Raw genomic sequence first — 12,946 nt, 5'->3', positions numbered from 1 at the left:
CATTTGAGAGCAAGGACAACGTAGAGATGGCGGAGCTGACGATCCGGCCGGATGAGATCCGGGACGCGCTACAGCGCTTCGTCCAGTCGTACGAGCCTGACGCCACCCGCGCTGAAGAGGTCGGTACCGTCACCTACTCCGGTGACGGCATCGCCCGCGTCGGTGGCCTTCCCTCGGCGATGGCGAACGAGCTGCTGGAGTTCGAGGACGGCACACTGGGCATGGCCCAGAACCTTGAGATCGGCGAGATCGGTGTCGTGGTGCTGGGTGACTTCACCGGTATCGAGGAGGGGCAGAAGGTGCGTCGCACCGGCAAGCTCCTGTCGGTCCCGGTGGGCGACAACTTCCTCGGCCGTGTGGTGGACCCCCTGGGTAGCCCCATCGACGGCAAGGGCGAGATCGAGACGAGCGAGACCCGCGAGCTTGAGCTCCAGGCCGCGACGGTCATGGAGCGCCAGCCCGTCGGCGAGCCGCTCCAGACCGGCATCAAGTCGATCGACACGATGACCCCGGTCGGTCGTGGCCAGCGCCAGCTGGTCATCGGTGACCGGCAGACCGGCAAGACCGCGATCGGTATCGACGCGATCATCAACCAGAAGGCGAACTGGGAGACCGGCGACCCCACGAAGCAGGTGCGCTGCATCTACGTCGCGGTGGGTCAGAAGGGCTCGACCATCGCCAGCGTGCGCGGCGCCCTCGAAGAGGCCGGCGCGATGGAGTACACCACCATCGTGGCCTCCCCGGCGTCCGACCCGGCCGGCTTCAAGTACCTCTCCCCGTACACCGGTTCCGCCCTCGGGCAGCACTGGATGTACGAGGGCAAGCACGTCCTCATCGTCTTCGACGACCTGACCAAGCAGGCCGAGGCCTACCGCGCGGTCTCCCTCCTGCTGCGCCGCCCGCCGGGGCGTGAGGCCTACCCGGGTGACGTCTTCTACCTCCACTCCCGTCTCCTGGAGCGTTGCGCCAAGCTCTCCGACGAGCTGGGTGCGGGCTCGATGACGGCTCTGCCGATCATCGAGACCAAGGCGGGCGACGTCTCGGCGTACATCCCCACCAACGTCATCTCCATCACCGACGGTCAGGTGTTCCTGGACTCGGACCTGTTCAACCAGGGCCAGCGTCCGGCGATCGACGTCGGTGTCTCCGTCTCCCGAGTCGGTGGCGCGGCCCAGACCAAGGCCACCAAGAAGGTCTCCGGAACGCTGCGTCTGGGCCTGGCCCAGTACCGCGAGCTGGAGGCGTTCTCCGCCTTCGGTTCGGACCTGGACGCCGTCTCCAAGCAGCAGCTCGCGCGCGGTGCGCGGATGATGGAGCTGCTCAAGCAGGGGCAGTACTCGCCCTTCTCCATGGAGAAGACGGTCGTCTCGGTCTGGATGGGTAACACCGGCCTGATCGACGAGGTCCCGGTCGAGGACGTGCGCCGCTTCGAGGAGGACCTCCTGTCCTTCCTGGACCGCGAGCACAAGGCCGTCCTGGACACCATCCGGGACACCGGCAAGTTCGAGGACGACAGCCAGAAGACCCTCCAGGCCGCCATCGAGAAGTTCAAGCAGAGCTTCCAGACCTCCGCCGGTACCCTCCTGGGCACCGAGGCTGAGGCCGAGGCTCTCGCTGAGGAGAAGGTCGGCCAGGAGACCATCAAGGTCGCCAAGGGCGGGAAGTAACCCATGGGTGCACAGCTTCGCGTCTATCGCCGGAGGATTCGCTCGACGAAGTCGATGGCGAAGATCACCCGCGCGATGGAGCTCATCGCCGCCACGCGCATCACCAAGGCGCAGCGCGCGGCCGAGGCTGCCGGACCCTACGCACGGGAGATCACGCGGGCGGTGTCGGCCCTGGCCAGCCGGGTGACGGATCACCCGCTGCTGACCGAGGCCGAGAACCCCACCCGTGCTGCCGTCCTGGTCGTCACCAGCGACAAGGGTCTGGCCGGCGCCTTCTCGAGCAACGTCATCAAGGAGGCCGAGTCCCTCACCCAGCTCCTCAAGGAGCAGGGCAAGGAAGTCCTCACCTACATGGTGGGCCGCAAGGGTGCGGCGTTCTACAAGTTCCGCGGCCGTGAGGTCGAGGAGTCCTGGGAAGGCTTCACCGAGCGGGTGACCTACGCGCACGCCCAGGAGATCGGCTCCACTCTCATGGAGCGGTTCTCCCAGGACACCGCCGAGGGCGGTGTCGACGAGATCCACGTGGTCTCCACGGAGTTCGTGTCGATGCTGACCCAGCGGGCGGGGGCGGTCCGCGCCCTCCCGCTGGAGGTGGAAGAGGTCGACGCAGAGGAGCTCGAGCAGAGCGTCGGTAGCGAGGCCCTGCCGCTCTACGAGTTCGAGCCCTCCGCGGAGGAGGTCCTGGACCAGCTGCTCCCGCAGTACGTGGTCAACCGGATCTACGCGTCCCTCCTGGAGTCGGCCGCCTCCCAGCAGGCGTCCCGTCGGGCGGCCATGAAGGCCGCGACCGACAACGCGGAAGAACTCGTCAAGAACCTGACCAGCCTGGCCAACCAGGCTCGTCAGGCCGAGATCACCAATGAGATCAGTGAGATTGTCGGCGGTGCCGATGCGCTCTCTGGGTCCAGCGCGGGAAGTGAGTAACAGAAGTGACTGCGACAGTTGAAGGTACGGCCGGCGCTGGCACCGCCACCGGCCGCATCGCCCGGGTCACCGGCCCGGTCGTCGACGTGGAGTTTCCCGTCGGCTCCCTGCCCGGCATCTACAACGCCCTGCACACCGACGTGAGCATCGGTGGCACGGAGAAGGTCGTGACCCTGGAGGTCGCCCAGCACCTGGGTGACAACCTGGTCCGCGCCATCTCCCTGGCCCCGCAGGACGGCATGGTCCGTGGCGCCGAGGTCCGCGACACCGGCGCGCCCATCAGCGTGCCCGTCGGCGACGTCGTCAAGGGCCACGTGTTCAACACCCTGGGCGAGTCCATGGACGTGCCCACGGCCGAGCTCGGCGTGACCGAGCGCTGGCCGATCCACCGCAAGGCCCCGGCCTTCGACCAGCTCGAGTCCAAGACCGAGATGATGGTCACGGGCATCAAGGTGATCGACCTCCTCACCCCGTACGTGCGCGGTGGGAAGATCGGCCTCTTCGGTGGCGCGGGTGTGGGCAAGACGGTGCTCATCCAGGAGATGATCACCCGTATCGCCCGTAACTTCGGTGGTGTGTCCGTGTTCGCCGGTGTCGGTGAGCGCACCCGTGAGGGTACGGACCTCTTCCTGGAGATGGACGAGATGGGCGTCCTCCCGGACACCGCGCTCGTCTTCGGCCAGATGGACGAGCCGCCCGGCACCCGTCTGCGCGTGGCCCTCTCGGCTCTGACGATGGCGGAGTACTTCCGTGACGTCCAGGGTCAGGACGTGCTGCTCTTCATCGACAACATCTTCCGTTTCACCCAGGCGGGTATGGAGGTCTCCACGCTGCTGGGCCGTATGCCCTCGGCCGTGGGTTACCAGCCCAACCTGGCCGACGAGATGGGTCAGCTCCAGGAGCGGATCACCTCGACGCGTGGTCACTCGATCACCTCGATGCAGGCGATCTACGTGCCCGCGGACGACTACACCGACCCGGCGCCGGCGACCACCTTCGCCCACCTGGACGCGACGACCGAGCTCTCCCGGCCGATCTCGCAGAAGGGCATCTACCCGGCGGTCGACCCGCTGGCGTCCACCTCCCGCATCCTGGACCCGCAGTACGTGGGCGAGGAGCACTACCAGGTGGCCCAGCGCGTCAAGGAGATCCTCCAGCGCAACAACGACCTCCAGGACCAGATCGCCATCCTCGGTATGGACGAGCTGTCCGAAGAGGACAAGATCATCGTCAACCGGGCTCGTCGCCTGGAGCGCTTCCTCTCGCAGAACATGTTCGTGGCCGAGAAGTTCACCGGCACCCCGGGTGTGTTCGTTCCGCTTGAGGAGACCATCGCGTCCTTCAAGGGTCTGTGTGACGGCGAGTACGACCACCTTCCCGAGCAGGCCTTCCTCGATGTCGGCAACATCGACATGGTCGTGGAGAAGGCCAAGAAGCTGCAGGAAGGCTAGTACTGCGCGTCAGTGTCCCCCCGCTCTGAGAGCGGAGGGCGACGGGCGGGGCTAGACCCGAGGCGGGGCCGAGTATCCATTCGTACTCGGCCCCGCCGAACCCACCCGCTAGCCGAGGAGTTTGTGGCAGTGTCGAAGAAGCTTTTCGTCGAGATCGTCTCTCCGGACCGCGAGGTCTGGGCGGGCGAGGGCGACATGGTCATCGCGAAGACCGTCGAGGGCGAGATCGGCGTCCAGCCCGGGCACGTCCCGGTGCTGTCGCTTCTGGCCGAGGACGCGGTCGTTCGCGTTCTGGGCGCGCGTGAGACCGGCGAGATCCGGGCCGCCGCCCACGGTGGGTTCGTCTCGGTTTCGGGTGAGGGCCGTATCTCGATCCTCGCCGAGACCGCCGAGCTCGCCGAGGACATCGATGTGGACCGTGCGCGACAGGCGCTGAAGGACGCGGGCGAGTCCGGGGACAACCCGGCCGCCGCCCGTGCCCGCAGCCGCCTGCGTGCTGCTGGCGAGGAAGTCGCCTAGCGAAGCCGGGAGGCGACGAGACGTGGGTGTGGCACCGCTTCAGGGAACGCCGTGGTTGGAGTCCTTGTTGTGGGTGGTCCTCGCCGTCGTCCTGCTCGTCGTGCTGGTGCTCGGCACCGGTTGGATGCGACGGTTCGTGCTGCTGCGCAGCGGCGGGGCCGTCGAGTGTTACCTGCGTGCGCGTGGGGGGAAGGGACGTCGGGGCTCCTGGCGGATCGGCTTCGGCCGTTACGGCTCGGGTGACCTCGGGTGGTTCCCCGTCCTCTCCCTCAGACCGCGGCCGACAGTGCGACTGTCGCGCCGCGGTCTCGTCGTTGTGGGGCGTCGTGCCCCCGGAGCCGAGGACGCGCCCCTGCCCGCTGATGTCACGGTCCTGGAGGTCGGCTGGGCGGGCGCGGACGGCAGCGACCCCAGTGAGGCCGCCCTGGAGGTCGCGATGGGTGAGAGCGCGCTCACCGGGTTCCTGTCCTGGATCGAGTCCATGCCCCCCGGCACCCAGTGGCAGGCCTGACCGCCGCGCGGCGGGAGCCCTGAGGTTCACAGGGGCGGTCCCCGTGTGTTTGCATGGGCCCATGAGTACCATCGTGGCTTTCTCAGTGTCCCCGCTCGGTAGCGGCGAGTCCGTCGCCCCGGCCGTGGCCCGTGCCGTCAGGGTCGTGCGTGAGAGCGGGCTGCCCAACGAGACCTCCGCCATGTTCACCACCGTCGAGGGCGAGTGGGACGAGGTCATGGACGTCGTCAAGCGCGCCGTGGAGGCCGCCGGTGAGGGGGCCGGGCGGGTGAGCCTGACTCTGAAGGCGGACGTCCGTGAAGGCGTGACCGACGGCCTGCACACCAAGGTGGAGGCCGTCGAGCGCGAACTCGGCGACCTCCACTGACGTCCCCTCCGGCACCCCCGTCAGGTGCCGGAAGGGTTCGCGGGGTCGGCCCACCAATCACGGCGTCGTCCCCCGTGCCGGGACCTCTCACATCCCTGGTGAGCGGCGGACCCACGACGACGGACCCGGGGACCCGCCGAGACGAGGCCGCAGGGCCCGGCTCGACCGCCCACGTGCCGCTGCCTCCTGTTGGGGAACCGCGCGTACAGGCCCGGGGCGCATGTGGCACGACCACACTTTCTGTTGTGGAACAGTCGCGTTCACGCGGGTGAGACGGAGGGCGGGCGAAGGCCGCCGATCGGCTTCTCGCCCGTCCGGGGTTCCCTAGCGTTCGCCGCCCGGCTTCCACAGGACCTCGTCGCCGTCTCCGGCAACGTGGCGGCCGAGGATGAACAGCAGGTCCGAGAGGCGGTTCAGGTACTGCGCCGTGAGCGGGTTGACGCTGTCCCCGTGCTCCTCGATGGCCGCCCACACGGAGCGTTCGGCGCGGCGGACCACGATGCGGGCGGTGTGCACCAGGGCAACGGTGGGCGAGCCGCCGGGCAGGATGAAGCTGCGCAGGGTCGGCAGGTCCGCGTTGTAGGTGTCGCAGGCCTCTTCCAACCGGGTGACGTACTCCGGCAGGACCCGCAGCGGCGGGTACGCGGGGTCGGGCACGATCGGTGTGGACAGGTCCGCGCCCAGGTCGAAGAGTTCGTTCTGCACGCGCAGCAGGAGGACGCGCACGTCCTCGGGGAGGTCGCCCAGGGACAGCGCCACACCGATCGCCGCGTTGGCCTCTTCGGCGTCCGCATAGCCGACCAGGCGGGTGTCGTTCTTGGAGGTCCTGCTCATGTCGCCGAGCGCCGTCGTGCCGGCGTCACCGGTACGCGTGTAGATCTTCGACAGTACGACCGGTTTGTCCGTGTCCCTTGTGCTCATGGCTCTCAGCCTAGGCGAGGGCGTGGAACCGGGCCCGTGGTGGGGTCTGAGCACGGGCGAGTCACGGAGGATAACTGTTCAGTATCGGGGGGTGAAGGTGACATGGCTCACTGATACCTTGAGGCACGAGGGAGCTACACACGGTAGTTTCCGGCGGTGTTCACGCGCGGACACCCGGGCGGGACTGAGGGGGGTCGCCCGGACGACCGTACGAGGGGGAGACATCGCGAGGGGCGGGTGGCGTGGAACCGGGGGGTTCACGCCACCCGCCCTCCAGCTTCCCGGATCAGCGGTGGATCACGTGTCTAGCGGATCCAGGCGTCCCCCTTGCGGGGCAGGTCCACCGTCACGGCGGACATCGACAGCACGCCGTTGACCGGGAGAGTGCTCTCGGCGAAGAACTCCACACCGTGCGCGCCCGCTGCCGACAGCTCGGCCACCGACTCCCAGTTGACGTTCTCCAGGGTGTCGTCGGCCGTGTGGTAGTACGGGTCGAACGCCTCGCCCGCCGTGCCGCCGTACCACTCCGCCTGCTCCTGCGACTTCACGCCGTCCGCACCACTGAACAGGCCACCGGAGGGCACACCCGCCTGCATGAAGCCGAAGTAGTCGCTGCGGCCGCTGAGCACACCCGGCTCGCTGACCTGGCCCTGAGCCTCGAAGTAGTCCTCGAAGACCTTCGCGATGGCACCGGAGCCGGAGGGGGCGCCGCCGGACTCCGGCAGCTCCATCCGGCCGTCGAGCACGAACCGGCCGTAGTTGTGCGAACCGATCATGTCGAAGTTCAGGTAGAGCGCGAGGTCGTCGAGCTCCCCTTCGTCCAGACCGGCGACGTACTCGCTGGAACCGACCAGGCCGGACTCCTCGGTGCCCCAGAAGGCGAAGCGCACCTGGTTGTTCGGGTCGGGCTGTTCGGCCAGCCGGATCGCGGTCTCCAGCAGGAAGGCGGTGCCGCTTCCGTTGTCGTTGATGGCGGGGCCCTCCTCGACACCGTCGAGGTGGGCGCCGACGACCACCACGTTGTCGTCCCGGCCGCCGGGGGTCTGCGCGAGCACGCTGTAGGAGCTCTCCTGGCGGACCTCGGCGTCCACGGTGACCTGGAGCTCCAGGTCCGGGATCGACAACAGGTCCGCGCCTGCCAGGCCGGAGACGCCGACGGCCGGGATGGCGGAGGGTTCGCTCACGGTGCCGAGGAAGACCTCGTCCTCGTTGTTGACGACCAGGGCCGCCGAGGCGCCCGCGTCGGCGGAGTTGGTGACCTTGTCCTCGAACGGGCAGCTGCCGCGCACCGTGATGGCGACGGCGCCCTCGGGGAAGTCCGCGAAGTCGTCCGGGGAGCAGCCGCTCGCCGCGCTGTCGGGGGCGACCGCGACGGCGGGGGCGGACACGTCGCCGGAGCCCGAGTAGCTCATGGTGACGAAGTCCTGGTCGAGCTCGTACGGGTGCTGCTTCGGCGCGGTCTGCGCGAGCACGGCGGGCGTGTTCTCTCGCCAGGCCTCGTAGTCGTACTCGTGGCGGTAGGGCTCGTACCCCGCCCGCTTGAGCTGGTCCTCGACGTACAGGGCGGCCACGTCGTACCCGGGGGTGCCGCTGGCGCGGTTGCCTCCGTTGTAGCGGGCGATGGTGTCGAGGTTGGCCATGTGGGCCCCGATCGCCTCCGCCGACACGAGGTCGGGGAGCGCGGCCTGGTCCGCGTGGGCCGGTGCGCCCGCCAGGGTGCCCGCGGTCATCATGAGGGCGGCGAGACCGGCGGTGACGGCGGTGCTCCGCCTGGGGGAGGGAGGCGCGGCCGCTGTGTCGCGCGGGCTCCCATGGGTTGTCGGTTGCACGGACTTCCTCCGGTTCACGGGGGCCCATCGTGCCGTGGTGTGGGGGATGGACACCTGGGGTGGGCGAGGTACCGGAGAAGCCTCGCAGGAGGTTCCGGTCGCGGCAAGACATGGCGCGGGACATTGCCACAATCAGCCACAGACCTTACGGGAAGGTGCGCACTGTGATTTGATGGACGGCCCGAAGCGCCGGGATCGTCGAGGTGAAGCGGCGTCACGAGACGCGGGACGGGCCCACGGCCCGCCCGGTCAGCCCTCGCCCCCTTCGCCCTCCTGGTGCTTGCGCGCCCGGTAACTGACCCCGACGCCGCCCATCAGGGCGACGCCCCGGATGTGCACGATCGGGGCGCCCGGCTCCACCACGCTGGGGGTGTCGCCCTCGATCCCGAAGCCACCCATGATCGGTAGGCCGTGCACCCGCACCTGGATGTCGTCGGGGACGATGATGCCGATGCCGCCCATGACCGCGCCGATCCAGACGGTGGTCTCGCGCTCGGTGAACCGGGCCTCCCTCAGGTCGAGTTCGACCCCGCCCATGGTGGCCACGGCGAAGAACCGGCGGGGGAGCACCCAGTTGCCGGAGCGGTCGGCACCGCCCAGGAGGGCGATCGCGGCGTGACTGGTGGCGGGTTGGTCGCCGATCCGGCTCGCGCCGTACACGGGACGCGGCGAGCGGAAGTCGGCCGGTGCCGGGAGACGGGCGGCCGCAGCGCCGGAACCGGGCAGGTCCTCGGTGAGGGGGACCAGTTCGCCGACGGTCTTGGCGCGGTACACCGCGTCCAGCCGGTCGCTGTGTTCGTCGGGGTCCAGGCGCCCCTCGGCGAGGGCCTCCCGGAGCAGGTGGGCGACGGCGTCACGGTCGGCGTCGGAGGCGCGCATCCGGCCGTTGCCGTCATCGTGGGGGGTGAGTTGGCTCATCTGTTCCACCCTATGCCGATTCTGCCCTCCGCGGCGGACCACGGGATCGGGGACGAGCCCGGAGACGACCCTGAGACGGGTCCCGCGGCGCTACTTCTCGGGAAGCAGGCCCCGGCGCATCGCCTGGGACACCGCGGCGGTCCGGTCGCCCACCCCCAGCTTCTCGTAGACCCGCATGAGGTGGGTCTTGACCGTCGTGGCGCTGATGTGCAGGGTGCGGCCGATCGCCGCGTTGGTCAGCCCGTCCGCCGCCAGCCGCAGCACCTCGACCTCGCGCGGGGAGAGCGCCGGTCCCTCCGGCTCCGTGTTCCGCTGACGCACACCGGTCAGCAGTTTCCCCGCCAGCCGACCGCTGAGCACCGTCTCGCCTCGGGCCGCCGAGCGCACCGCGTCGGCCAGCTCGGCCCTCGGCGTGTCCTTGAGGAGGTAGCCGGTGGCGCCCGCCTCGACGGCGCGCAGGATGTCGGTGTCGGTGTCGTAGGTGGTGAGCACCAGCACATGGACGCCCGGATGCTCGGCGCGGATGCGTTCGGTGGCCTCCGCCCCGTCGCCGCCGGGCATGCGCAGGTCCATCAGGACGACGTCGGGGACCAGGGAGGCCACCCGGGCCACCGCCTCGGGGCCCGATCCGGCGTCGCCGACGATGTCCAGGTCGGGCTCGGCGCTGAGCATGCCACGGATGCCCTCGCGGACCACGGGGTGGTCGTCCACCAGCAGGACACGGATCATGGGACGGCTTTCCTCTCCGGGACGGATCATTCGTCCGCGTCGTCGTGGGGGATGGCCAGGCGGACGGTGGTGCCCCCTCCGGGGGAGCTCTCCAGCTCCAGCAGCCCGCCGACCGACTCCGCCCGGTGGCGCATGTTGGCCAGTCCGTTGCCGTGGGCGGGCAGTGAGGTGTCGAAGCCGAGCCCGTCGTCCTCCACGGTCAGCCGTACGCCGACGTCGGTGTAGGCGAGGGTGACCGTGGTGGTGCGGGCTCCGGCGTGCTTGCGGACGTTGGCCAGGGCCTCCTGCGCGGTGCGCAGCAGACAGATCTGGAGGTCGTTGGCGAGTTCCTCCGGAGCCCCGGTCACCTCGGCGTTCACGGAGATGCCGAGTTCCCGGCCGAGGCGTTCGCAGATGCGTCGGACCGAGGCATCCAGGCCCTCGTCGTCCAGCCGGAGCGACTGCCGGGCGGCCACCATGGCTCGGGTCTCGGCGAGGTTCTCCGCCGCCGTCTCACGCATGAGCGCCAGGTGGCGGCGGGCGGTCGCGGGGTCGCTGTCCAGCTCCGACTCCACCGCCTGGGTCAGGGTGATGATGCTGGTGAACCCCTGGGCCAGGGTGTCGTGCATCTCGCGGGCCAGGTGCTCCCGCTCAGCCAGGGCCCCGGCCTCCTCGGACAGCCGGGACACCTCCTCGCGGCTGCGCCGCAGCGCCTCGATCAGCTCGTACCGTTCCGCGCTCTGCACCACGATCCGTTCGATCCAGGTCCCGAACCACAGGGCGTAGCCCAGGATCGCACCGTTGATGAGCAGGCTGACACCGACCGAGGACCAGTCCTCCCAGCCGAGCAGGCCGTCCAGCACCGTCGGGAAGAGCAGGATCACGCCCACCGTCGCGACGGCGAGCACGCTCCCCACCGTCATGAAGCAGACCGGGGCGATCGCGATCAGCGCGAACACCAGGGTCGGGTTGATGATCACGGCGGGCACGCTGGGCAGGAGGAACATCCCCATCAGCCTCAGGGCCCGGCCCGTGCTGGGGAAGTCCTTCTCCGGGCTGATCAGCGGCCGGGCGAAGACCAGGTAGACCAGCACCACCGCGACCATCAGCGCCGCCGTCAGCCAGCGCCACTCCGGAGGGCCGGTGACCAGGGCCAGCACGATCACCGCCGCCATCGCGAGGGTGAAGGCCACGTGCCACCAGACACCCATGTTCCACGCGTGCCGCTCGTCCCGGTCGGAGGACGGATCCCGTCCGGTCGGGGCCTCCGACCAGGCGGGATCGGACCCCGAGGGCGCCGTCGTGTCCGGCCCCGGGGCCCGGTCCGTCGTCATGGTCATCCGTCCTTGCGCGTCTTCCATCGGAAGGTCAGAAGGGTCAGGACCAAGCCCACCACACACCAGCCCCCCAGGACCAGGGCGACCATGTGCAGGTCCCAGGCGCCGGACATCTCCATGACGGCCATCTCGTCCGGGAAGAACGCGGCCCGCATGCCCTGTGCCATCCACAGCAGGGGGAAGAGGGCGGCGCCGGTCAGGATCCAGTCCGGCATGAAGTGCACCGGGACGAAGATCCCGGAGGTGAACTGGAGCAGGAGGAAGGGGATGACCACCACGGCGGAGGCGGTCTGGGCGGTGCGGGCCAGCGAGCTCATGGCGATGCCCAGCAGGGAGCAGCCGACCGTTCCGAGGACGAACACCCACGCGATGGTGGACCAGGCGGCGAGGGTGGACGGCATGGTCCCGCCGAAGAACAGGGCCGCGACGGCGAGCAGGAGCGCCATCTGGCCCACGGCGAGGAAGAGCACGAGGAGCGTCTTGCCGACGAAGTAGGCGCTGGGCGGCATGGGGGTTCCGCGCAGTCGGCGCAGCGCCCCCTGGTCGCGTTCGACGGCGATCGCGATGCCGAGGGTCTGGAAGCTCACCGACATCAGGCCCATCGCGATGAGCCCGGGCAGGTAGTAGTCGACCGCCGCCATCTCCATGTCGAACATGCCGTCGAAGATCGCCGCGAACATGACCAGGATCAGGGCGGGCAGCGAGAACGTGAAGATCAGGCTCTCCCACTCGCGGGAGAAGGTGCGGATCTCCATCCACCCCCGGGACAGGCCCACGCGCACCGCGCCGGGCGGGCGGCCCGGAGCACCGGGGGCGGGGGTCGCGGCGGTCTCCGTCACGGTGTCGGTGCTCATGCCGCGCCTTCCTCGTTGGCCTGGCCGTCCTGGATCATGTCGAGGTAGATGTCCTCCAGCGTGGGGCGGTGCACGCTCAGCTCCGGGATCTCCCCGGGGATGCGCGCGCTCAGCTCGGACACCAGCCGGGTGGGTGTGTCGGTGCGCGTCTCGTGTCGGCGCCCGTCCTCCGTCCAGGAGACGGTGGCCTGGGCGGAGGCGCGGCCCCCCAGCTGCCCGGGGGCGTCCAGGGCACGGATGCGGCCGCCCGCGATCACGCACACCCGGTCGGCCAGGAACTCGGCCTCCTCCAGGTAGTGCGTGGTGAGCACGATGGTGGTGCCCTGCCGTGCCAGGCCCTGGATGAGCTCCCAGAACTCGCGGCGCGCCCGGGGGTCGAAGCCGGTGGTGGGCTCGTCGAGGAAGAGGAGTTCGGGGCGGCCGATGATGCCCAGGGCGACGTCGAGGCGTCGCCGCTGTCCGCCGGAGAGCGAGTCGGGCAGTGCCGTGGCCTTCTCCGCGAGGCCGACCATCTCCAGGACCTCGTCGGCGCTCAGCGCCCGGGGGTAGTAGCCCGCGAAGTGCTGGAGGACGTCGCGCACCCGCAGCTTGGGGACCATGGTCTCCTTCTGCCACACGATCCCGATCCGGGAGCGCCAGGCCCGGCCCGCCCGCCCGGGGTCCTCACCCAGCACACGGACGTCGCCGCCGCTGCGGGTGCGGAAGCCCTCCAGGATCTCCACCGCGGTGGACTTGCCCGCGCCGTTGGGCCCGAGGAAGGAGAAGACCTCGCCCCGGGGGACGCTCAGGTCGATCCCCGCGACCGCGTGGGTGTCGCCGTAGCGTTTGGTGAGGCCCTCGACCTCGATGACTGTTGCGCTCATACCCCCAGCGTTCCGTGGACGCCGTGCGGAGGGTGTCCCCCGGGGGGACCGACCGCTGTCCTCCGAACGGAGGACAG

Annotated in this window: 13 protein-coding genes; 6 read left to right on the top strand and 7 right to left on the bottom strand. The window is 69.8% G+C overall.

Annotated elements, in window-relative coordinates; translation table 11 throughout:
- Positions 1-26 precede the first annotated feature (26 nt).
- The 6 genes from atpA to BDW27_RS10105 all read left to right on the top strand — a co-directional run bounded on the left by atpA (position 27) and on the right by BDW27_RS10105 (position 5,439).
- The gene (gene atpA / locus BDW27_RS10130; RefSeq protein ID WP_110049128.1) at positions 27-1,667 is read left to right on the top strand and encodes a F0F1 ATP synthase subunit alpha; all 1,641 of its coding nucleotides are present in this window, start codon (positions 27-29) and stop codon (positions 1,665-1,667) included.
- 3 nt (positions 1,668-1,670) lie between these two features.
- Positions 1,671-2,591, top strand: a complete 921-nt coding sequence (locus BDW27_RS10125; protein WP_110049127.1) for a F0F1 ATP synthase subunit gamma — start codon at positions 1,671-1,673, stop codon at positions 2,589-2,591.
- Between the two features lie 5 nt (positions 2,592-2,596).
- Positions 2,597-4,042 (top strand): F0F1 ATP synthase subunit beta, encoded by a 1,446-nt coding sequence (gene atpD, locus BDW27_RS10120; RefSeq protein WP_017546083.1) that lies wholly within the window; start codon positions 2,597-2,599, stop codon positions 4,040-4,042.
- Positions 4,043-4,171: 129 nt separating this feature from the next.
- Positions 4,172-4,561, top strand: a complete 390-nt coding sequence (locus tag BDW27_RS10115) for a F0F1 ATP synthase subunit epsilon (protein WP_017546084.1) — start codon at positions 4,172-4,174, stop codon at positions 4,559-4,561.
- Between the two features lie 55 nt (positions 4,562-4,616).
- Positions 4,617-5,072: a DUF2550 family protein gene (locus BDW27_RS10110; RefSeq protein ID WP_017546085.1), complete on the top strand. Its 456-nt coding sequence runs from the start codon at positions 4,617-4,619 to the stop codon at positions 5,070-5,072.
- A 61-nt stretch (positions 5,073-5,133) separates the two neighbouring features.
- Complete coding sequence (locus BDW27_RS10105; RefSeq protein WP_110049126.1) at positions 5,134-5,439, top strand: MTH1187 family thiamine-binding protein; 306 nt, start codon at positions 5,134-5,136, stop codon at positions 5,437-5,439.
- 324 nt (positions 5,440-5,763) lie between these two features.
- Here BDW27_RS10105 and BDW27_RS10100 read toward each other — a convergent pair whose 3' ends face one another.
- The 7 genes from BDW27_RS10100 to BDW27_RS10070 form a co-directional block, all read right to left on the bottom strand.
- Positions 5,764-6,360: a cob(I)yrinic acid a,c-diamide adenosyltransferase gene (locus BDW27_RS10100; protein ID WP_110049125.1), complete on the bottom strand. Its 597-nt coding sequence runs from the start codon at positions 6,358-6,360 to the stop codon at positions 5,764-5,766.
- A 305-nt stretch (positions 6,361-6,665) separates the two neighbouring features.
- Positions 6,666-8,093 carry a M28 family peptidase gene (locus BDW27_RS10095; protein WP_233515732.1) on the bottom strand — a complete coding sequence of 476 codons (1,428 nt, stop codon included), beginning with the start codon at positions 8,091-8,093 and terminating at the stop codon, positions 6,666-6,668.
- 345 nt (positions 8,094-8,438) lie between these two features.
- Complete coding sequence (locus BDW27_RS10090) at positions 8,439-9,107, bottom strand: DUF1707 domain-containing protein (RefSeq protein WP_110049307.1); 669 nt, start codon at positions 9,105-9,107, stop codon at positions 8,439-8,441.
- A 90-nt stretch (positions 9,108-9,197) separates the two neighbouring features.
- Entirely contained in the window at positions 9,198-9,836 is a 639-nt protein-coding gene (locus BDW27_RS10085; RefSeq protein WP_110049123.1) for a response regulator transcription factor, read from the bottom strand.
- Between the two features lie 26 nt (positions 9,837-9,862).
- Positions 9,863-11,155 carry a sensor histidine kinase gene (locus BDW27_RS10080; RefSeq protein ID WP_199560605.1) on the bottom strand — a complete coding sequence of 431 codons (1,293 nt, stop codon included), beginning with the start codon at positions 11,153-11,155 and terminating at the stop codon, positions 9,863-9,865.
- Positions 11,152-12,006 (bottom strand): ABC transporter permease, encoded by an 855-nt coding sequence (locus BDW27_RS10075; RefSeq protein WP_110049121.1) that lies wholly within the window; start codon positions 12,004-12,006, stop codon positions 11,152-11,154. Before BDW27_RS10075 ends, BDW27_RS10080 begins: the two co-directional genes overlap by 4 nt.
- Complete coding sequence (locus tag BDW27_RS10070; RefSeq protein WP_110049120.1) at positions 12,003-12,869, bottom strand: ABC transporter ATP-binding protein; 867 nt, start codon at positions 12,867-12,869, stop codon at positions 12,003-12,005. Before BDW27_RS10070 ends, BDW27_RS10075 begins: the two co-directional genes overlap by 4 nt.
- Positions 12,870-12,946 lie beyond the last annotated feature (77 nt).

Origin of the sequence: Nocardiopsis sp. L17-MgMaSL7, from assembly GCF_003182025.1 — a bacterium.
Taxonomy (GTDB): Bacteria; Actinomycetota; Actinomycetes; order Streptosporangiales; family Streptosporangiaceae; genus Nocardiopsis; species Nocardiopsis prasina.
This window is presented reverse-complemented; position numbering and strand designations above follow the sequence as displayed.

Coding starts and splice junctions, on each gene's coding strand:
- atpA (WP_110049128.1), top strand. CDS start 27: ATGGCGGAGCTGACGATCCGGCCGGATGAGATCCGGGACGCGCTACAG.
- BDW27_RS10125 (WP_110049127.1), top strand. CDS start 1,671: ATGGGTGCACAGCTTCGCGTCTATCGCCGGAGGATTCGCTCGACGAAG.
- BDW27_RS10105 (WP_110049126.1), top strand. CDS start 5,134: ATGAGTACCATCGTGGCTTTCTCAGTGTCCCCGCTCGGTAGCGGCGAG.
- BDW27_RS10100 (WP_110049125.1), bottom strand. CDS start 6,360: ATGAGCACAAGGGACACGGACAAACCGGTCGTACTGTCGAAGATCTAC.
- BDW27_RS10095 (WP_233515732.1), bottom strand. CDS start 8,093: ATGATGACCGCGGGCACCCTGGCGGGCGCACCGGCCCACGCGGACCAG.
- BDW27_RS10090 (WP_110049307.1), bottom strand. CDS start 9,107: ATGAGCCAACTCACCCCCCACGATGACGGCAACGGCCGGATGCGCGCC.
- BDW27_RS10085 (WP_110049123.1), bottom strand. CDS start 9,836: ATGATCCGTGTCCTGCTGGTGGACGACCACCCCGTGGTCCGCGAGGGC.
- BDW27_RS10080 (WP_199560605.1), bottom strand. CDS start 11,155: ATGACCATGACGACGGACCGGGCCCCGGGGCCGGACACGACGGCGCCC.
- BDW27_RS10075 (WP_110049121.1), bottom strand. CDS start 12,006: ATGAGCACCGACACCGTGACGGAGACCGCCGCGACCCCCGCCCCCGGT.
- BDW27_RS10070 (WP_110049120.1), bottom strand. CDS start 12,869: ATGAGCGCAACAGTCATCGAGGTCGAGGGCCTCACCAAACGCTACGGC.